The 19,681-nt window shown below is 65.5% G+C and carries 16 protein-coding genes; 7 read left to right on the plus strand and 9 right to left on the minus strand.

Going from position 1 to position 19,681, the window contains the following annotated elements:
• Nucleotides 1–35: 35 nt before the first annotated feature.
• Both AO716_RS15755 and AO716_RS15760 read right to left on the minus strand, forming a co-directional pair.
• Entirely contained in the window at nucleotides 36–950 is a 915-nt protein-coding gene (locus AO716_RS15755; RefSeq protein WP_055242711.1) for a carbohydrate kinase family protein, read from the minus strand.
• 33 nt (nucleotides 951–983) lie between these two features.
• Complete coding sequence (locus AO716_RS15760; protein ID WP_055242713.1) at nucleotides 984–1,739, minus strand: alpha/beta hydrolase; 756 nt, start codon at nucleotides 1,737–1,739, stop codon at nucleotides 984–986.
• A gap of 147 nt (nucleotides 1,740–1,886) precedes the next feature.
• On the opposite strand from AO716_RS15760, the gene AO716_RS15765 reads away from it, so the two are divergent.
• Nucleotides 1,887–2,990: a GTP pyrophosphokinase family protein gene (locus AO716_RS15765; RefSeq protein ID WP_055242715.1), complete on the plus strand. Its 1,104-nt coding sequence runs from the start codon at nucleotides 1,887–1,889 to the stop codon at nucleotides 2,988–2,990.
• An 18-nt stretch (nucleotides 2,991–3,008) separates the two neighbouring features.
• On the opposite strand, the gene AO716_RS15770 is transcribed toward AO716_RS15765, so the two are convergent.
• Nucleotides 3,009–4,004 carry a LacI family DNA-binding transcriptional regulator gene (locus tag AO716_RS15770; protein ID WP_082413653.1) on the minus strand — a complete coding sequence of 332 codons (996 nt, stop codon included), beginning with the start codon at nucleotides 4,002–4,004 and terminating at the stop codon, nucleotides 3,009–3,011.
• Between the two features lie 156 nt (nucleotides 4,005–4,160).
• On the opposite strand from AO716_RS15770, the gene AO716_RS15775 reads away from it, so the two are divergent.
• Both AO716_RS15775 and AO716_RS15780 read left to right on the plus strand, forming a co-directional pair.
• Nucleotides 4,161–5,159: an SDR family NAD(P)-dependent oxidoreductase gene (locus AO716_RS15775; protein WP_055242719.1), complete on the plus strand. Its 999-nt coding sequence runs from the start codon at nucleotides 4,161–4,163 to the stop codon at nucleotides 5,157–5,159.
• A 115-nt stretch (nucleotides 5,160–5,274) separates the two neighbouring features.
• Complete coding sequence (locus AO716_RS15780; RefSeq protein ID WP_055242721.1) at nucleotides 5,275–6,291, plus strand: zinc-dependent alcohol dehydrogenase; 1,017 nt, start codon at nucleotides 5,275–5,277, stop codon at nucleotides 6,289–6,291.
• Nucleotides 6,292–6,372: 81 nt separating this feature from the next.
• Here AO716_RS15780 and AO716_RS15785 read toward each other — a convergent pair whose 3' ends face one another.
• The 3 genes from AO716_RS15785 to AO716_RS15795 are packed head-to-tail and all read right to left on the minus strand — an operon-like array spanning nucleotide 6,373 to nucleotide 12,006.
• Nucleotides 6,373–6,840, minus strand: a complete 468-nt coding sequence (locus AO716_RS15785) for an SRPBCC family protein (RefSeq protein ID WP_055242723.1) — start codon at nucleotides 6,838–6,840, stop codon at nucleotides 6,373–6,375.
• A gap of 58 nt (nucleotides 6,841–6,898) precedes the next feature.
• Nucleotides 6,899–9,376 (minus strand): phosphoketolase, encoded by a 2,478-nt coding sequence (locus AO716_RS15790; RefSeq protein WP_055242724.1) that lies wholly within the window; start codon nucleotides 9,374–9,376, stop codon nucleotides 6,899–6,901.
• Nucleotides 9,377–9,414: 38 nt separating this feature from the next.
• The gene (locus AO716_RS15795; RefSeq protein ID WP_055242726.1) at nucleotides 9,415–12,006 is read right to left on the minus strand and encodes an ATP-dependent DNA ligase; all 2,592 of its coding nucleotides are present in this window, start codon (nucleotides 12,004–12,006) and stop codon (nucleotides 9,415–9,417) included.
• A 132-nt stretch (nucleotides 12,007–12,138) separates the two neighbouring features.
• On the opposite strand from AO716_RS15795, the gene AO716_RS15800 reads away from it, so the two are divergent.
• The 3 genes from AO716_RS15800 to AO716_RS15810 all read left to right on the plus strand — a co-directional run bounded on the left by AO716_RS15800 (nucleotide 12,139) and on the right by AO716_RS15810 (nucleotide 17,286).
• Nucleotides 12,139–13,626: an SDR family oxidoreductase gene (locus tag AO716_RS15800; RefSeq protein ID WP_055242728.1), complete on the plus strand. Its 1,488-nt coding sequence runs from the start codon at nucleotides 12,139–12,141 to the stop codon at nucleotides 13,624–13,626.
• A 143-nt stretch (nucleotides 13,627–13,769) separates the two neighbouring features.
• The gene (locus AO716_RS15805) at nucleotides 13,770–15,986 is read left to right on the plus strand and encodes an acyltransferase family protein (RefSeq protein ID WP_055242729.1); all 2,217 of its coding nucleotides are present in this window, start codon (nucleotides 13,770–13,772) and stop codon (nucleotides 15,984–15,986) included.
• Nucleotides 15,987–16,047: 61 nt separating this feature from the next.
• Nucleotides 16,048–17,286, plus strand: a complete 1,239-nt coding sequence (locus AO716_RS15810; protein ID WP_055242731.1) for a L,D-transpeptidase — start codon at nucleotides 16,048–16,050, stop codon at nucleotides 17,284–17,286.
• 4 nt (nucleotides 17,287–17,290) lie between these two features.
• On the opposite strand, the gene AO716_RS15815 is transcribed toward AO716_RS15810, so the two are convergent.
• The 3 genes from AO716_RS15815 to AO716_RS15825 form a co-directional block, all read right to left on the minus strand.
• The gene (locus tag AO716_RS15815) at nucleotides 17,291–17,512 is read right to left on the minus strand and encodes a PLD nuclease N-terminal domain-containing protein (RefSeq protein ID WP_055242732.1); all 222 of its coding nucleotides are present in this window, start codon (nucleotides 17,510–17,512) and stop codon (nucleotides 17,291–17,293) included.
• Nucleotides 17,513–17,550: 38 nt separating this feature from the next.
• Complete coding sequence (locus AO716_RS15820; protein ID WP_055242734.1) at nucleotides 17,551–17,988, minus strand: hypothetical protein; 438 nt, start codon at nucleotides 17,986–17,988, stop codon at nucleotides 17,551–17,553.
• Between the two features lie 110 nt (nucleotides 17,989–18,098).
• Entirely contained in the window at nucleotides 18,099–18,974 is an 876-nt protein-coding gene (locus tag AO716_RS15825) for an alpha/beta fold hydrolase (protein WP_055242737.1), read from the minus strand.
• A 97-nt stretch (nucleotides 18,975–19,071) separates the two neighbouring features.
• Between AO716_RS15825 and AO716_RS15830 the strand changes: the two genes are divergently transcribed.
• A complete protein-coding gene (locus AO716_RS15830; protein ID WP_055242739.1) occupies nucleotides 19,072–19,641 on the plus strand; it encodes a TetR/AcrR family transcriptional regulator in 570 nt (189 codons plus the stop codon).
• The last annotated feature ends 40 nt before the right edge of the window (nucleotides 19,642–19,681 follow it).

The raw sequence follows: 19,681 nt of genomic DNA on the forward strand, positions 1-19,681 counted from the left end.
CTTTCATCTCCCGCCCCGGACGGGACGGGACGCTGCTAGAGCAGTTCACTCCGGTAGGGCGGATCGGCGCCAGGCCGGGAAACCGTAATGGCCGCAGCGCGGGCGGCATAGGCAAGGAGTGCCTCGAGGTCCCCGACGCCAATCCTGCGGAGCTCCGGACGGCGGGCAGCGCCGTCGTAATCCCGGTCCATCAGCCCGGCAATGAGTGCTGACATAAATGAATCACCGGCGCCCACCGAATCCGCCACGGTCACGGTCACTGCGGGTACTTCGCAGGTTCCCGCGGCAGCCACTGCCCACGGGCCCTTGGACCCGCGGGTAACAACCACGACCGCGGGACCCATTTCGAGCCAGCGCCGCGCGGAGTCTTCCACCGGTTCGTCCGGGTAGAGCCAGGCCAGGTCCTCGTCCGATGCCTTGACCACGTCGGCGAGACGGACGAATTTCTCCGCCTGTTCGCGGGCATAGGACACATCGGTGATGATGGTGGGCCGGCAGTTCGGGTCAAAGGTGATGGTTGCCTGCGGGTGCGCGCGTTCAACTGCGGCGAGGACCTCATGCGCCCCCGGAGAGAGCATGGTGGCAATGGACCCGGTGTGCAGCAGCGTGGTGCCCTGCAGCAGCCGCGGCAGCGCGTCCGCCAAACCAGGCAGATCCCATTCCAGGTCGAAGGTGTACCGGGCGCCGCCGGCCGGATCGAGCACGGCCGTGGCCACGCTGGTGGGCCGGTCGTCGGCCGGCTGGGCGCTGAGGACGGAGTTGGATTTCAGGTGCTCGGCGATCAGCACCCCATAGGCATCGGTGCCGTACCGGCCAACGAACTGCACCGGCCGTCCAAGCCGGGCCACACCCACCGCTACGTTGAGCGGGCTGCCTCCCGGGTGGGACCGGCGGGGCGCGGTGTCGCTGACAACTTCGTCGATAAGGGCTTCGCCGATGACTGTGATCACGCCCTCAACCTACCGATTACGGACCGGGCGGCGCTACCCGGATGCTGTTTTGGCGGCATCTTCCAAGGCCTGGATGACCTCATCCCAGGCCTGTGTGCCCGGAGTGATCATCTCGAAATGGTCGCCGGAGATCCGGCGGAGCTCGGCAGTTCCACCAGCTGCCTTCGCCGCCCGGACATAGGACTCGGACAGGTCAGCCGGCACGGTGGTGTCATCCCTGCCGTGCAGGACGAACACAGGTACCGGAGCCGGAACCCGCTGCACCGGATCCGCTGCCCGGTAACGTTCCGGCTCCGCGTTTGGCGCTGCGCCCAGGAAGTTTTCCACCGCCCCGTCACTGAGCCGCAATTCGTGGGCGAGCAGCAGGTCCAGCACCCCGGACTGGCTGACGACGGCGTCCAGCGGCACCCGCGGGGCGTCCCGGTTGGCTGCCCATACGGCCAGGTGCCCTCCGGCGGAATGCCCCAGTGCGATGACGGGACCCCGAATCCCTTCGGTGCCGGCAAACCCTGCCAGCTCTGCCAGGGCATCGATGCCGGCGGAAATGTCCTCAAAGGTCTCCGGCCAGCCGCCCCCGTTGCCGGCCCGGCGGTATTCCAGGTTCAAGGCTGCCCATCCCCGGCCGGACAGGTCCGCTGCCAGTGGCCGTCCCAGTTCAAGGGAGTAAAGCGAACGCCAGTAGCCGCCGTGGATGATGACTGCGGTTCCGCGCGGCGGCGTGCCGGGGGGCGGCAGGGTAAGTTCTCCGAACTGTTCCGGATGGCTGCCGTAGCTGAAGCGCTGGGGCATGGAGGTCCTCAATCTTTCCTGCGGGCTGCCGCGGGCTGCACACCATGTGCCGCCCTCCGTCCTAATCTGGAGATGAGCCTAACCGCCGCCGGCCCAGCCGGTGTCCGCGGCGTGCCCTAGGCTGGCAGAAACTGCGAAAGGACAGACGTGAGCACGTGGGACACCCTGGATGACCGGCTTCGCCCGGTGGTCCAGGCCAGCACGGATGAGTATGCCCGGGTCCGCCCGGCCCTTGAATCCGTGACGGCGGAGATGGAAGCAAGCCTGCGGGCCGTGTTCACGGACAGCTCCGTGAAACCGCTGTTCATCGCTTCCCGGACCAAGTCGGTGGAGTCCTTCCGGGACAAGGCATCACGGACACTGCCGCCGGAAAACCCGGACGAGGTGCCCACCCTGCTTTTCCCCGATCCGCTGCGGAACCTCACCGATTTGGTGGGCGTGCGTGTCATCATGACGCTGCCGCACGAGGTGGATGAGGCAGCGAACCTCATCAAGCGCCAGCGGGCCGAGTTCGACTGCCGCGGCGACCGGGAGAAAGACATTGGTTCGATTGAGTCCGGGACCTACGGGTACTCCAGCCGGCACCTGATCCTGCGCACAATCCAGAATGAAACGGTGCGGGAATTCCACCGTTTGCTGGAGCCGTCGCAGAAGCCCAATGGCAGCTATCTGTTCGAAGTGCAGATACGCACCGTTCTGGCGCACGCCTGGTCGGAGATTGAGCACGACATCCGCTTTAAGGCCGGCGACCCCCGGGCCTGGAGCCCGTACTTCGACCGGCAGTTCATCGCCACGGCGGCCATGCTGGAAACCGTTGAGAACGAGTTCGCGGAGCTCCATGAGCGCTACGAAACGGTGACGGGCTTCTGGGATGAGGAGGGGGAAGGCTCCGCTCCGCTGACACCAAACCGGATCAGGCACGTCTGGATGACCCTGCTGCCCCACGTCAACCGCAAGGCCGGGGACGACTGGGGATGGGCCGCTGAGCTGCTGGCGGCGCATGGGCTGAAGACCACCATGGACCTGGCCGGGCTGCTGCAGGCTGACGCTATCACCGAGGTCCGTGCCGCCCTGGACCACCGCTACTCTCCGGGGCCCGACCGGCTGCTTGACGATCTCCTGCTGTGGCGGTTCGGCAAAGCCCATATTGACCTGACTGCGGAACCTGAGGATGCGCCGTCCAAGCCGCGGCGTGAATCCCTTGGCCGGCGCTACCGGCAGATGCAGCTCTACCGGGCGCGGGAAAACTAGGGACGGACGCCTGCTGGGCTAAGCCGAGGCCCGGCGGACGAGGGTTACCGGCGGCAGGTTCTGTTCCGGGTCCCCGGTTATCCCGCCGAAGCTGCCAGGTTCCACCAGTGACTCCGTAGCCAGCTGGGCGAACAGCACGCCGATGCGGCGGGCATGCACGCTGACCGTAGTCAGGGGAGGCACAGCCAGCCGGGCCAGCGGAATATCTTCCGCTCCGATGACGGCCAGGTCTGCCGGTGCGGACAGGTTCAGCGCGGACAATCCCGCCAGCAGGGCGAACGCGTATTCGTCGTCGAAGGCGCAGGCTGCCGTCACCGGCTCGGCCGTGCGGACCCACCGGCCAATGATCCCCGAAGCCTGCTCCGGATCAAGATCGATCCGCTCCACGGCAGGCGGCAGCAGCCCGTGCCGGTCACACGCCTCCTCGATGGCTGCCAGGCGCGCCTCGGCCCGCCATTGATAACCGGAAGCGGCGGGCAGGGCGACGCCGATTCGCCGGTGTCCCGCAGCAGCCAGGTGCTGCACCTGCAGGGCGCCGATCCCAAGATCGGGTCCCAGCGGGTCGGCATGGTCCTGTTGCAGTGACGCCATGGGCACACCGGTGGCCTCCAGGGCGTCCAGATCCTTCTCCTGCAGCGGAGTGGCGAGGATCAATGCCGCCGGAACCAGGGAACGCACCAGCGGTGCAGCAGCACCCCCGTCCGGCAGGCGGTGCGCGATCAGGCGCAGACCGGCCTGTTCCACCTGGTCCGACGCCCCGTCCAGCACCATGGCCAGTGCCCGGCCCAGCGGTTCGGGCGGCAGCAGCATCAAGACCAGATCGCTGCGCCCCCGCCGCAGGGTGCGTGCAGCGTTCGACGGCGCGTACCCCAGTTCCTGCGCGGCAGCCAGGACACGCGCCCGGGTAGCGGCCGAGATGCTCTGGCCGGGGCGCCCGTTAAGCACGTAGCTCACGGTGGCCCGGGACACCCCTGCAGCCCGCGCCACATCAGCGGACGTCACCCGAGATGCCATAAGTGCGCCTTGCCTTCCGTTCCGTCCATGCGGGCTGGCCTGCCCTGCGACAGGAGCCCGAATTTGAGCTAATCTGACCTTACACGCGCTACTTACACGTGTAACCCAAGAGCGGCTGCACCCCGGCCGCCTCCGCTCCTGAAAGGACTACCGTCTATGTCCAATGCACCCCTGACAGCCCGCAACACGATCCAGGAGTGGCTGGACCACCCCGTGGGCGGACCTGTACTTCGCGGTTTCCTTGCCCAGACAGGAAGCGACGAAGCTTCCCTCGGCCCTGCACTCGGACTCAAGCTCCAGCAGCTCGTTGACCTCAGCCAGGGACAGATGCCGCAGGCCGCGGTTGATGAAATGGTCAAGGCTGCCAACGGCGGAGTGATGCCGGAGCTCGAAGAGACAGTGCTTCCCACCGTTCCGGGCCGCTTTGAGAACAAGACCGTCATCGTCACGGGTGCCGGCTCCGGCATCGGCCGAGCCACGGCCGCCCGCATCGCCCGCGAAGGCGGCCGCGTCATTGCCGTTGATATCGCCGAAACAAAGATCAATGAACTGGCCGAAGAACTCGGCGACGCCATTGTTCCGGTGGCCGCCGACCTCACGGATCTGGCAGCTGTGGACCGGATCATCGCCGCCGCCGGCGGACAGATCGACGGCCTGGCGAACGTCGCCGGAATCAATGACGACTTCAGCCCGCTGCACGAGGTGTCCGACGCCATGTGGCAGAAGGTCTTCGCGGTGAACGTGGACGGTCTGGTCCGCCTGACCCGCGCCGTACTGCCGGGCATGCTTGAGGCACACAAGGGCGCGATCGTGAACGTCACCTCCGAGGCGGGCCTGCGCGGCTCCGCTTCCGGCGTGGCCTACACGGCGTCCAAGCACGCCGTTGTGGGCATCACCAAGAGCGCCGCGTTTATGTATGCCAAGGAAGGCATACGTGTAAATGCCGTTGCTCCGGGCGGCGTCGCCACCGGCATCCCCATGGGCGGCAAGGTCTCCGAGTACGGCGAAGCACGCCTGACCCCCGCCCGCGTGATGATCCCCGGCCTGGCTTCGGCCGAGGACCTGGCTGCGTCCATCACGTTCCTGCTCAGCGATGACTCCGTGAACATCAACGGTGCCATCATGCCGTCCGACGGCGGCTGGTCCGCAGGCTAAACAGCACCAGACACTACGACGGCGGCCGGCTTCCTTCGATATAGGGAGCCGGCCGCTGCGCTCCACCCGCTGCCGGGCGGCAGCGGGCACCTAGCCGATCTACCAGGGAGAGACCATGAAATCCGTTTACGTGACCGGCCCGGGCACCAATGAGTGGGTGGAGGTGGACCGCCCCACCGCCGGCCCCCGCGATGTGCTGCTGAAGATGAAGGCCTGTGGTATCTGCGGCTCCGACGCGATGTACAGCCACATGGGCGGCATTCCACCCCGCCAGGGTGCCACCCCGCTCGGGCATGAACCCGCCGCCGAAGTCGCCGAAGTCGGAGCTGAGGTGGATGGCTTCGCGGTGGGCGACCACGTTGTCATTGACACCATGGCCTTCACCGACGGGCTCCTGGGCAGCGGCGGTGCGCAGGGCGGGCTGTCCGAATATGTCCTGGTCCGGGACGCAGTACCCGGCCGCCAGCTGCGGGTCATTCCCCAGGAGATTCCGTGGGAGGTTGCCGCCCTGAACGAGCCCATGGCCGTTGCCTACCACGCAGTGAACCGCACCAACCCCAAGGCGGGCGACAAGGTGGTGATCTTCGGTGCAGGCCCCATCGGACTCGGCGCGGTCCTGGGTTACCGCCGGCGCGGCGTCTCCCACATCGTCGTCGTCGACATCATTCCCTCCCGCCTGGAGAAGGCACTCGAGGTTGGCGCGGATGCCGTGATCAACTCAGCCGAGGAGGACGTGGCCGCGCGGCTCGTCGAGCTGCACGGCGACGGCGCCACCATGATGGTCCGAGGCACCCGCTCCGGAACCGACATCTTCCTTGACGCAGCAGGGGCGCCCGTGGTCCCCCAGACCGTGGCCGGCGTCGCGAAGTCCGGTGCGGTGCTCGGCATCGTGGCGGTCCACAAGAAGCCCGTCGAGCTGGACTTCGGCTCCATCCTGACCACCGAGCTGACGATCGTCTTCGCGATGGGCTACCCGACGGAGATCTTCGAGGTCACCGACGACATCATCGAGAACTGGCGGAAGTACGCGCTGATCATCAGCGATGTACTGCCCTTCGACCGCGCGCTCGAGGCCCTGGAGCTGGCGCAGACCCCCGGGGCCGCTGACAAGGTCGTCGTCCGTTTCGACTGAGTCCCGTTCGAAGGACATTACGACGGCGGCCGGCCCCCTTCTTAGCGAAAGGGGCCGGCCGCCGTCGTCGTGCGAGAAGGGTTAGGAACCCGACACCGCAGCAGCGAGCTTGTTGAGCGAGCCTTCGAGCTCTTCCTTGCTGACCATCGGGAAGGAGACCTTCTTGAGGGTTTCCTTGTCCGTGACCCTGCTCCAGTCATAGGTCAGGGTCACTTCGGTTGAATCCGGGCCCATGGACGCCAGCTCCCACATCCACTCCCAGCCTGCAGGCTCGGTGCCTGCGACGGCGGTCTGCCAAGCCAGGAGCTTGTTGTGGTCGAAGCCGGTGACGTGGTTGTCCGTCTTGTAGTCGCCCATCTTGGAGTTGTTCATGTTCATGGTGAACACATCGCCGACTTTGGCGATGCGGTCGGTCTTCTCATCCGAAACCACCATTCCCGAACCGTCCAGCTCATGGTGGCGCTCGGGGTTGGAGAGCAGGTGGAAGATGTCCCCTGCCGGTGCGTCAATGACGCGGGATACGGAAATGGTCGACTGTTCGTTGGACATAGTTCTCCTTCGTGTAGACGGATCATGCCATCCCGGCGGGCGGTAGCCCGCGGGAAACCTAGTCTTGCGTGGAGCGCTGGGCCTCTTCGAGTGTCCAGCCGCTGATGTAGGGCGGGTCCTGGCCCTCATCGCGGGTGTACTGCCTGCACCGCTGGCGCTCGTCCTGCAGCCACTGCCGGAAGCCGGCCTGGGTGGACCCCAGCGACGGTACGCGGTCAAGGACGTCGATGGCCAGCTGGAACCGGTCAATCTGGTTCAGCATCGCCATGTCGAACGGCGTGGTGGTGGTGCCTTCCTCCTTGTAGCCGCGCACGTGCAGGTTGCCGTGGTTCGTCCGGCGGTACGTGAGCCGGTGGATCAGCCAGGGATAGCCGTGATAGGCGAAAATGACCGGCCGGTCCTTGGTGAAGAGGGTGTCGAAGTCCCGGTCAGAGAGCCCGTGCGGATGCTCCGTGGAGTCCTGCAGCCGCATCAGGTCCACCACGTTCACTACCCGGATCCGCAGCTCGGGAAGCTGGTTCTTCAGCAGGGCCGCGGCCGCGATGGTCTCCAGGGTGGGGACGTCTCCGGCACAGCCCAGCACGACGTCGGGATCCGGCTTGGCACCCGGGGACTCGTCTTCGCTGCCTGCGAAGTCCCACACCCCAATCCCCCGTTTCACGTGCAACTTCGCCTGTTCGGGGTCCAGCCACACCGGAGCAGGCTGCTTGCCGGAGACCACCACGTTCACCCGGTCCCGGGTCCCAAGGATGTGCTGCGTGACCGCCAGCAGGGTGTTGGCGTCCGGCGGCAGGTACACCCGGATCACGTCCGCCTTCTTGTTCACCACGTGGTCGATGAAACCCGGGTCCTGGTGGGAGAACCCATTGTGGTCCTGCTGCCAGACGTGGCTCGAGAGCAGGTAGTTCAGCGAGGCGATGGGCTGCCGCCAGGACAGCTCGCGGCTGACCTTCAGCCACTTGGCGTGCTGGTTGAACATTGAATCGACAATGTGGACGAAGGCCTCATAACAGTTGAAGACTCCGTGCCGGCCGGTCAGCAGATAGCCTTCCAACCAGCCTTCACAGAGGTGCTCGCTGAGCACCTCCACCACGCGCCCGCTCCGGGCCAGATGCTCATCCACGGCCTCAATGCGCTGCTGCCACACCTTGTCCGTGACGCCGTAGACCTCCTGCAGCCGGTTCGACGCCGTTTCGTCCGGCCCGAAAATCCGGAAGTTCTCCGGGTTCAGCCGGATGATCTCCGCCAGGTACCTGCCAAGGTTGAGCATGGGGCTGACCCGCTCACTGCCCGGTTCCCCGATGTCGACGGCGAAGTCCGCGTAGGCGGGCAGGCGCAGGTCCTGCAGCAGGCGGCCGCCGTTGGCGTACGGGGTGGCACTCATCCGCAGGTTCCCGGCTGGAGCCAGGGCCGCGATCTCCCCGCGCAGCCTCCCCTCGGCGTCGAACAGTTCCTCCGGCTGGTAGGACTGCAGCCATTCCTGGAGCTGCGCGAGGTGTTCGGGGTTGTCGTGAACTTCGGACAGCGGCACCTGGTGTGCCCGCCAGGTTCCCTCCACCGGCTTGCCGTCCACGCTGCGGGGGCCGGTCCAGCCCTTCGGGGAGCGGAAAACGATCATGGGCCAGCGTGGAGCCTGCGGATCGCTCTCGGCCGGCCGCGGCGCATCGGCAGGTGCCGCGGACTTTTCGCCGGTGCGGTAGGGCTCCTGGATGGCATGGATTTCGGCCAGACAGGTGCTCAGGGCCGCGGCGAAGTCCTCGTGCGCGGCCATCACAGCGTCCGGATCTGAAACGGTCACGAAGTGCGGACGGTAGCCGTAGCCCTCCAGGAGCTTCACCAGCTGGGATTCGGGCATCCGGGACAGCACGGTCGGGTTGGCGATTTTGTAGCCGTTCAGGTGCAGGATTGGCAGCACGGCGCCGTCGGCGGCCGGATCGAGGAAGCTGTTGGAATGCCAGCTGGCGGCCAGCGGACCGGTTTCAGCTTCGCCGTCACCAATAACGGTGGCAGCAACCAGGTCCGGGTTGTCGAACACCGCTCCGTAGGCGTGGGCCAGGGAGTAGCCCAGCTCCCCTCCCTCGTGGATGGAGCCGGGTGTTTCCGGAGCCGCATGGCTGGGGACTCCTCCGGGATAGGAGAACTGCTTGAAGAGTGCGGCCAGACCGTCCTCGTCTTCGCCGATATGGCTGTAGATCTCCGAATAGGTGCCTTCCAGCCAGGAGTTGGCCACGTTGGCAGGTCCGCCGTGGCCCGGCCCGGTGATGAACAGGAACTGCTGCCCCGTGTCATTGATCAGCCGGTTGAGGTGGGCGTAAATGAAGTTCAGTCCCGGGGTGGTCCCCCAGTGTCCCAGCAGGCGGGCCTTCACATCGCCGGCCTCCAGCGGCCGGCGCAGCAGCGGATTGTCGCGCAGGTAGATCTGGCCCGCGGACAGATAGTTCGCCGCCCGCCACCAAGCGTCCACCGCCTGGAGTTGATCTTCCGGGGGCAGGGCCGTCCCGGGCAGCCGCTCTTCAGGGGTTCGGGTGTCGGTCATCGCTCTGCGTTCCTCCCGGTTGGGGATGGTGGACGGTCTCAGGGTTGCGCTGGAATTTCCGGTACGACGTCGGAGGGCCGTTTGTCGGGCCGCAGCCCGCGCCAGACGGGGTGGCGGAGCTTGCCGGTTCCGGTCCGTTCGGCGTAGGTCACTTCACCCACCAGGACCGGGCGGACCCAGCGGGCGTCGGATGCATCGGCACGCGGCACGTCGTCCAGCGGCGGGGTTTTGCGTGCCAGTTTCTTCAGGCGGGAGCCCACCAGGGCAAGGTCTTTTTCGCTCAGGCCGGACCCCACCCGGCCGATGTACTGCAGTTCGGTCCCGTCCGGGATGGCGACCAGGAGTGAACCGACCTTGTTCGCCCGGTTTCCCTGGCCGGGGCGCCAGCCCACAATGACTACTTCCTGGGTGAACTGGTTCTTCAGCTTGATCCAGCTCCGGGACCTGGTGCCGGCTGAATAGTCCGCCGACCGGCGTTTGGCCACGACGCCTTCCAGTCCCAGCTCCTTGCTGGCCTCAACGGCGGCGTCCATATCCAGGTCCAGGGCGGGTGGAACCTGGATGTGTCCGCCGGCGTCGCTGGGTTCAACAGCCTGTTCGAGGATTTCGCGGCGCTGTTCGTAGCCGAGGTCCAGCAGGGAGTTTCCATCCAGCCACAGCAGATCAAAGACCATGAACTGCACGGGTGTCTTGGCCGCGGCAGCTTCCGCGTCCCGGGCCCGGGTGAGGTGCATCCGGGGCTGGAGCAGTCCGAAGTCGGGGCGCCCGGCCTTGTTCAACGCGACGATTTCGCCGTCCAGCACTGCACGCTCGCCGTTCAGCGCACCGCCGAGTTCCTGCAGTTCGGGGTAGGCCACCGTCATGTCATTGCCGTTGCGGCTGATCAGCCGGGTTCCCTCCGGTGTCACCTCGGCGATGGCGCGCACGCCGTCCCATTTCATCTCGAACGCCCACTCGGCGTCGTCATTGATGTCAGCCCGGGAACCGAGGGTTGCCAGCATCGGCTTTAGCGACGGCATGCCGGAGTCCCTGATGTCCTTCTTCAGCGCCGAACCGTCCGGAAGCGGCAGCGGTTCCGGACGGGATTTGGCGGCGGTCTGGGCTACTTGGACGGGACTCTCCTTTTCTTTGGGCTTGGCGGCATTCTTCGCGGCAGGTTTCGCAGATTCTCCGGCTTCCTGTCTGGCCGGCTGCTCCTTCATGAGGTGCAGCAGCCAGTTGTTCTTGCCGTCCTGCCCCCCGGTGTGGATAAAGGCGAAGCGGCGCACTGCCGAACCGTCGCGGGCCAGGCCGCCGTCTGGCTGGCCGTGCACGGTGACGATCACTTCCTTGTCCGGCCGCCACTTTTCGGTCTCATACGCGCCGTGGTCCCAGATGGTCACCTCGCCGGCACCGTATTCCCCTTTGGGAATACTTCCCTCGAAGCCCCCGTAGTCCAGCGGGTGGTCCTCGGTCTGCACGGCGAGGTTGTTCTTGTCCGGCGTGGTGGGAGGGCCTTTGGGTACCGCCCAGGACACCAGGACGCCGTCGCGCTCCAGCCGGAAGTCCCAGTGCAGGCGCCGGGCGTGGTGTTCCTGGATGACAAAGCTGTTCCCGTCCCCTTCCACCGCTTTGGGCGCTTCGTCCGGGACCGGCTCGGGAGTCTTCGCCGCATCGCGCATGCTGCGGTACTTGTGCAGTTTGTCCGTTTCGGCTGCCGATTCAATCACCTCGGCGTCGGCTTCCCCTCCGTGCATACCGGCCAGCGGATCCCCGATGTCCTCCACGCGGTCCAGTACCTGCTCATAGTCGAGCTGGGCGAGGTCCGGGTCCTCCAGCTCCTCCCAGGTCCGCGGGGCGGCGACCATTGGATGGAACCGTCCGCGGAGCGAGTACGGGCAGATGGTCGTCTTGTTGGCGTTGTTCTGGCTCCAGTCCACCAGGACCTTTCCCCTGCGCAGCGACTTCTTCATGTCGCTGACCACCAGGTCCGGATGGTCGGCCTCCAGGGCGCGGGCCAGCTCGTGGGCGACGGCGCTGACCTCATCCGAGGTCTGCCCTCCGTCCAGTGCAGCGTAGAGGTGGATGCCCTTGGAACCGCTGGTGACCGGCCGGGCGTCCAGTCCCATGTCCGTGAGGATGCTGCGCGCCTGCCGGGCAACTTCAGCACAGTCCGCAAGCGTGGCGCCCTCCCCGGGGTCCAGGTCCAGGACCAGCCGGTCCGGGTTCTGCCGCACCCCGCGGGGGCCGAATTGCCACTGCGGTACGTGGATCTCAAGGGCGGCGAGCTGGGCAAGCCAGGTCAGCGTGGCGAGGTCGTTTACCAGCGGGTAGACGTTGTTGTGGTCCTTGTGCTCAATCGTGTACCGCTTGACCCAGCTGGGTGCGGAATCGTCAATGTTCTTCTGGAAGAAAACCTGGCCGGGGTCTTTGGGAGTGCCCACTCCGTTGACCCACCGCTTGCGGGTAGCGGGGCGGTTGCGGGCGTAGGGAATCAGGGTTGGGGCAATGGCTGCGTAGTAGTGCAGCACGTCGGCCTTGGTGGTTCCGGTTTCGGGGTACAGCACCTTGTCCAGCGAGGTCAGGCGCAGCCGGTGTCCGTCCACATTGACCGTTTCCCGCTGCTTCGGGGCCGTTCCCGTTGTCGCCATGCCCTCTAGTCTTACCGGGATTGGGCAGCAATTTCCAGTAGAAATCAGCATGCTTACAAAATGTCTGAGTGTTTTTGCGAGGGTTGGCGCAACTGCCCCCGGAGCGGGCCCCCGGGTGTGTATGTTGGGGAAATGACGGACACTCAGCGGGTCTTGGTCACCGGAGCGACGGGCTATATCGGCGGTCGGCTGGTTCCGCTTCTCCTGGCGGACGGCCACACGGTGAGGGTGCTGGTCCGCTCTCCCGAGAAGCTCAATGACGTCCCCTGGCATGACGACGTCGAAATTGTGCAGGGCGACCTTTCCGATGCCGAATCTGTGGAAGGGGCCTTCCAGGACGTGGACACGGTGTACTTCCTGGTGCATTCAATGGCCTCCGGAAAGGGCTTCGCGGCCCAGGAGGAGAACATCGCCAACATCGTGGCGGATGCTGCCGAGAAGGCCGGCGTCCAGCGCATCGTGTATCTGGGCGGGCTGCATCCAAATGAAGGCGAGCTCTCCCCGCACATGGCCTCGCGGACGGCCGTCGGCGAGATCCTGCTGAACGGGCCCGTCCCGGCGGTGGTGTTCCAGGCCGGAGTGGTGATCGGCTCCGGTTCCGCGTCGTTCGAAATGATCCGGCACCTGACCGAAACGCTTCCGGTCATGCCGGCGCCCAGCTGGGTGCGCCGGCGAATTGAACCGATAGCCATCCGGGATGTTCTGCATTACCTTGTCCGTGCCACGGATCTGCCAAAGGACCTTAACCGCACCTTCGACATTGGCTCCGGAGAAGTCCTGGAATACGCGGACATCATGAACGGCTACGCCGAGGTGGCCGGCCTGCCCCGGCGGCGGATCTATGCCCTTCCGATTCCCGCTCCCAAACTGGCAGGACTCTGGGTTGCCCTGGTGACGCCGATTCCGCTTTCAATGTCCCGGCCGCTGGTCGAATCGCTCCAGCACGACGCCGTGGCCAAGGAACGGGACATCAACGACTACATTGCCGCCCCCGACGGCGGCCTGACCAACTACCACGACGCCGTTACCCGGGCCCTCGGCAAAGAGGCGCGGAACGAGGTTGAAACCACGTGGGCCAGCGCGTCGAGCGCGGCCGATCTGGCCTCCGAGCCGCTGCCATCCGATCCGAACTGGGCCGGACAAACCGTTTACGTGGACCAGCGGCGGCGCGGCTCCGACGTTGACCCGGCACACGTCTGGCAGGTCATCGAGGGCATCGGCGGAAAGAACGGCTGGTATTCACTGCCCATGGCCTGGGCCATCCGCGGTGTCCTGGACAAGACAGTGGGCGGTGCAGGGCTGACCCGCGGGCGGCGGAACCCTGCCACTCTGCTCACCGGCGACGTCGTTGACTGGTGGCGCGTAGAGTTCCTGGAACGCGGGACGCTGCTTCGGCTGCGGGCCGAGATGCGTGTCCCCGGCAAAGCCTGGCTTGAACTCCGGGTGGATCCCGACGGCGACGGCAGTGTGTACAGCCAGCGCGCCATTTACTTCCCGCGGGGGCTGCTGGGACGGCTGTACTGGTGGCTGATCTATCCGTTCCACGGGCTGATTTTCCCGTCCATGGCCAAAAACATCACCCGGCAGGCCGCGCGGATGGCGGAACTTGACGCTGTGTGAACCCCCGGGCTGACCATTCTGCCGGCACGTTCGGCAGCAGTTTTAAAAGCTGATTGGCGGGCCGCAGTATCCCCGGGCTAGATTCAATGCAGTCCCGACCATCCTGCGAAAGCGATGCATTGCCCGCGCCTAGGTCTCTCCCCGTGTCCCGCCGTGCCCGGGAGCATGCCCGGGCACAGCACCGGCCGGGTGCCTTCCGGCATGACATCGAGGGACTGCGTGCGCTGGCGGTCCTGGCAGTCCTGGCCCACCACCTGCTGGCCTGGCCCGCGGGCGGCTACGCCGGCGTCGACATCTTCTTTGTTATTTCCGGTTTCCTGATAACCACCATCCTGGTTCGGGAGATCACCTCGCCGCAGAAACTGTCCCTGCCGGACTTTTACCGCCGGCGCGTGCGCAGGCTGGTTCCCGCCGCCGCAGCAGTCCTGTCTGCGACTTCGGCGGCGGCCTTCATCATTTTTGGGCCCGGCCGTGCGGTGACGATCCTGGAAGACGCCGTCTGGTCCTTCTTCTTCCTGGGCAACTGGCGCTTCGCGGCGTCCGGAACCGACTACCTGAACGCCGGCACGGCGGTGTCTCCGCTGCAGCACTTCTGGTCCCTGGGAGTTGAAGAACAGTTTTACCTTTTCTGGCCGTGGATCCTGCTGACCGGCATTGCGGTCACCGCAGCCCTGCGCTGCACCGACCGTGGGATGCGGGTCCTGCTGCTGCTGTTCATCGGCGCCTTCTGCGCTGCCAGTTTCGCCTTCGCAGTCTGGGAGACGCTTAACCGCCCCACAACCGCCTACTTTTCGACGTTCTCGCGCGCCTGGGAGCTTGGCGCCGGGGCAATGCTGGCCGTGGCTGCTCCCTGGCTAAGCCGGATCCCGGCACTGGGGCGTGCCGTCGCCGGCTGGGCCGGCCTGGCCGGAATCGCAGCCTCCTTCGCGGTGCTCTCGGCAGACAGTCTCTTCCCCGGGCCGGCTGCCGCACTCCCCGTGGTCTCGGCGCTGCTGGTGCTGGCCGCTGGAACAGGGGCCCGTGGACGAAGCCACAACCGTGCCATGTGGCCCCTCACCAATCCGGGCAGCCGCTACATCGGACGTATTTCCTACTCGCTGTACCTGTGGCATTTCCCCGTCATCGTGTTCGCCGACGCTCTCTTCCCGGACGCCTCACCGCTGCCCGTTCTGGCACTGACCGTTTTGCTGTCGGTTCTTTCATTTCACTGGGTTGAAAATCCGGTCCGGCATTCACGATGGCTGCAGCCGCGCTACGCATACCGGGAACGTGGCCGGCGGTACCGGCGTCCGGCAATGGAACCCAGGCCTGCCCGGCTCGCAGGCCTGGCGGCAACCGGCGGCTTCCTTTCCGCGGCCCTGATCGCCGTCGCACTCCAGACCACCCTGCACACAGCTGATACCCCTGCCGCAGCGGATCCGCCCGCTCTTGACGCGCGCGCACCTTCCGCCGGGGCAGTCACGGATGGTCCCGGACCTGACCCGCTGATTGCACATACTGCTGCGCTTCGGACCGCACTCGGAAGCAGTACGTGGCCGGATCTCGATCCGGACCCCGGCGCCTTCACGGAAGGCGGCCGCAATGCCAAACCAGCCGAATGGATCCAGGACGGCTGCCTGGGCGGCAACGAAGCGCTGGATCCAAATCCGGTGGCCAACGCCGGTCACTGTGTCTACGGGGGCCCGAAGGCAGACCGGGACCTGGTCCTGTACGGCGACTCCGTGGCCATGGGATACCTCCCCGCCCTCCGGGCAGCGCTGTCCGCCGATGAATGGCGGATTCATGTCTTTACGGCTGCCGGATGTGCGCCGGCGGATGTCCCGCAGGTACGGATCGGAGGCGAACCGTACCCCGAGTGCACTGAGTTCCGGGACTGGGCGGTCCAGCGCATCGGAGAGCTTGCTCCGGACCTGCTGGTGGTTTCGTCTTTCCGGTATGACCCGGCCCTGGCCAGCCGCGCCACCGGTGAAGCCGCTGATGCCGAGTGGAGCGCCGGTACACAGCTGATCCATCAGAGGCTGGCGGGAAAGGCAGCGCGCACAGTTGTACTCAGCGCACCTCCGGAGGCAAAGGACCCGGCCCAGTGCGTCACCCGTTTCAGCTCCCCCGGTGACTGCGAAAGCGCTTTGCCGGACAATCATCAGCTCCGCGCAGACATTGAATCCTCCGCGGCAGCCGCCGGGAACCCGGAGGCGGAATGGGTGGATACCACTGCGTGGTTCTGTGTAGAGGGAGGCTGCCCTGCCTTTGCAGGCAGCACCACACTGTATGCCGATGCCTACCACCTCAGCGCCGCGGGGTCCCGCCTGCTTGCCCCGCTGGTCGCTTCAGTGCTGGAAAAAGACGGGGTGGCCGGTTAGCCGGACAGCCCAGCTAACGTAGGATGACTTCAGTCAAAGAGAGACGTAGGGGACGGACAGAGTGCAGGAAAAGAGCAGCCGCAAGCGGCGTTTTGCCCTGGCCGCAGCGGCGGGGGTATTGCTGATCGGTGGTGCGGCCGGTGTCGCGGCGGCAACCGGAGTCTTCGACACAGAAGCACCCGGCGCCCAGCAGTCCACCACTCCCACGCAGTCCCCGACGCCCAGCGAGCCGGCTGTTCCGGTAGCTTTCACGGCGGAACCCGCAGATAACGCCGCTGAGGTAAATCCTGCGTCGACGCCGGTTCTCAAGGTGCAGAACGGCACTATCGAGTCCGTCAGCCTTGCACCGAAGTCGGGCGGCGGAGACGTCGCCGGTGAGCTCTCCGCCAACGATTCCGAGTGGACGGCCTCCGAGCCGCTGGAGTTCAACACGGAGTACACGTTCGCCTTCACGCTGGCGGACACCAACGGCAATACCACCAAGGGCTCGCAGACTTTCCACACAGTCACGCCGCCAAACGAGGCCAACGCCTTTATGGCGCCCATGGACAAGTCAGTGGTCGGTGTTGGCCACCCGATCGAAATCAACTTCAGCGAGCCGGTCCTCAACAAGCCGGCGGTTGAAGCTGCCATCACGGTCACCAGCACCAGTGCCCAGACGGGTGCGTTCTACTGGATCTCGGACACCAAGGCCCGCTACCGCCCTGAGACATTCTGGGAGCCAAACAGCACCGTCACCGTGGACATGAAGCTCTTCGGCGTGGACTTCGGCAACTCCATGATCGGCAACTTCAATGAGACACGCACCTTCCAGGTGCATAACAGCAGGGTCGCCGTCGTCGACAACCTCACCAAGACCATGCAGGTGTTCATCGACGGACAGCTCACCCGTTCCTTCCCCATAACCCTGGGTGACGCGGAATGGCCTTCCCCGAGTGGCTACCAGGTTGTCATGAGCCAGCACGAAACCCTGCCGTTCCGGGCAGAGAGCATCGGCTTGAAGCCCGGAGACCCGGCCTATTACGAGCCCTTCGACGCCTCATGGGCCAGCAGGCTGACCAACAGCGGAGTGTTCGTCCATCAGGCCCTGCCCGGCGCACTGGGAGCTTTGGGCGTCATCAACGTTTCGCACGGCTGCATAGGCATGTCCCCGGAAGGGGCCAAGTACTTTTACGACACGTTCGAGCCCGGTGATCTGGTGCAGGTACTGAACACCGAAGTGGGGCCGGCCGCTGTCTGGGACGGTTACGGAGACTGGAACATGCCCTGGGCAGAATATTCAACCCAGCCCAAGGCCTAAACCCCTAGGACCGACGCCGCCCGAACACGAAGTAGCTGATCGGGCCAATGAAGTTCACGGCGCAGGCGGCGCTCCAGGCGGCTTTCGGTCCGCGGATTTCGCTGCCCGGCCGGCGCCAGATGTCAACGAGTGCGGCGCCGGCGAGCAGGAACTGCACGCTGGAGAGGATGCCCAGGCCCTTCTTCTGGCCTGCTGTCAGGTCATTGAGGGTCTTTTTCTTGGCCATGAGTGCTCCTAGGTGTGGTGCGGCGGTTGGACCGGTAACTATTTACCCATCCGCAGCCGGAAGGTCTGCATCTGCTCGATGAAGACCTGGACGACTAGCGTCAGTATCCCCAGCATAATCATGTTCGGGGCGACCCATCTCAGCTTTTGGGTCCAGGGCTCAACCGGGTACCCGCTCCAGTTCGGCTGCGTGAGCTCCGGGTCCTGGGGGAAGATCGCGTCGGCAAACATAAAGAAAATACCCAGGACTACCAGCGCAGCTGCCAGGCTCCACGCCGCGAGCCGGTACTTGCGCTGCCGCTGTTCGAGTTCAGACCAGGGCGGCTGGGTGATACCCAGCTGCTGTGGCTCGGGCGAGTCACTGATCTCCATAATGGCCGGTGCTTCATCAGCACCCCGGGAGAGCTGCATTTCGCCGCCTCCGCGCTGGTAAGCCGGATCGTACCTCGGATCAATCTCGCCCTGCCTGCCAGCCACAACTGCTCCCCCTTCACTGGGCCGCCCTCCCAATAGGGCGCGCCTTCCGGTGGAGTTACTGTAACGGACCCGGCCCTGCGCTCACAGGGCCGGGTCCGCTGCAGTTCCTGCTACGCCTCGGCCGGAACCTCTTTGGTTTCCGGCTTGGTGTCCTGTGCAACGAATGCGAGCAGTGCTTCATTCACCTCATCCGCATGGGTCCAGAGGAGTCCGTGCGGGGCCCCTTCGATCTCGACGTACTGAGCGGAGGGGAGGGCTTTCGCGAAACGCCGTCCCGTCGCGTCGATGGGAAGGATGTTGTCTGCAGTGCCGTGGACAATCAGCGCCGGAACCTCGATCTTGGGGATGTCATCCCGGAAATCGGTGAGCCACGTCGGCTGGGCGGCCACCGAAGCGATCGGACTGGCCGAAGCGGCCAGATGCCAGCCGGCGTTCACCACTTCCTGACTGAGGCGCGGGGTACCCAGGAAGTCATCCGAGTTGTAGAAGTTCTTGAAGAACTCGGTGAAGAACGCATACCGGTCCGCAGTGGCGGCTTCGAGCAGCCCATCGAAGACTTCCTGCGGCACGCCCTCGGGGTTGTCTTCAGTTTGCAGCAGGAAGGGCTCCAGGGAGCCAAGGAAAGCAGCCTTGTCCACCCGGTCCGCCCCGTAGGTGGAGAGGTAACGGGCGACTTCCCCGGTTCCCATCGAGAATCCGACCAGCACCACGGAGTGCAGGTCCAGGGTTTCCATAACGGCGTTCAGGTCCGCTGCAAACGTGTCATAGTCGTAGCCCTCCGCGGGCTTGTCCGAGCGGCCGAAACCGCGGCGGTCGTAGGTGATAACCCGGTAGCCGGCCTGCAGCAGGGCTGCTGTCTGCTTCTCCCACGATGCTCCATCAAGCGGATATCCGTGGATGAGGACTACCGGCTGTCCTTTTCCGTGGTCTTCATAGTAGAGCTCGATCGGACTGCTGTTCTCCGTGCTGACGCTGATTCGTCCCATTGCTGTCTCCTAGTATCGACTGCAGCTGAGAATGGTCGTTCTCCGCTGGATTCCCAGCGTAGGGAACGATCGTTCTCATCGCAAGTACAATGCTGTTATGACTCTTGCTGATGAACGCGGACATGTGATTGAAGTTGCCGACCGGCTCTTCTACGAGCGTGGCATCCAAGCCGTCGGCATGGCTGAACTTCGGCGCGAGGTGGGGCTGCCGCTGAAGAAGCTCTATACCCTGTTTCCCTCTAAGCAGGCCATCCTATTCGCAGTCCTTGACCGGCGCCACAGCACCTGGACCGAGCAGCTGCAGCACCGGATAGACGCCGCACCCCAGCCCCGGGAGAAACTGCTGGCTGTCTACGACTACCTCTCCGACTGGTTCACCGAGGACTCGTTCCGGGGGTGCGCCTTCATCAATGCCTTTGGGGAACTGGGCAGCCAGTCCCCCGACGTTGCAGAGCGCACCCGCGCCCACAAGGAGTCCTTCCAGCAGGTGCTGGGTGAACTGGTGGCTGCTGCCGGGGGCAGCCCGGCACTGGCTCCACAGCTGGCACTGCTTGCCGAGGGCGCACAGACGACGGCGGCCATCTCCCGTTCTGCGGAACCGGCACGCCAGGCCCGTGAGGCGGCAGAGATCCTCATTGACGCCCAGCTGGAGCGGGCTGCCACGTAGTCCGCACCCGGCAAGTACCCAGGCCGGAGCTTCCCCGAAG

Source organism: Arthrobacter sp. Edens01, from assembly GCF_001307035.1.
GTDB lineage: Bacteria > Actinomycetota > Actinomycetes > Actinomycetales > Micrococcaceae > Arthrobacter_B.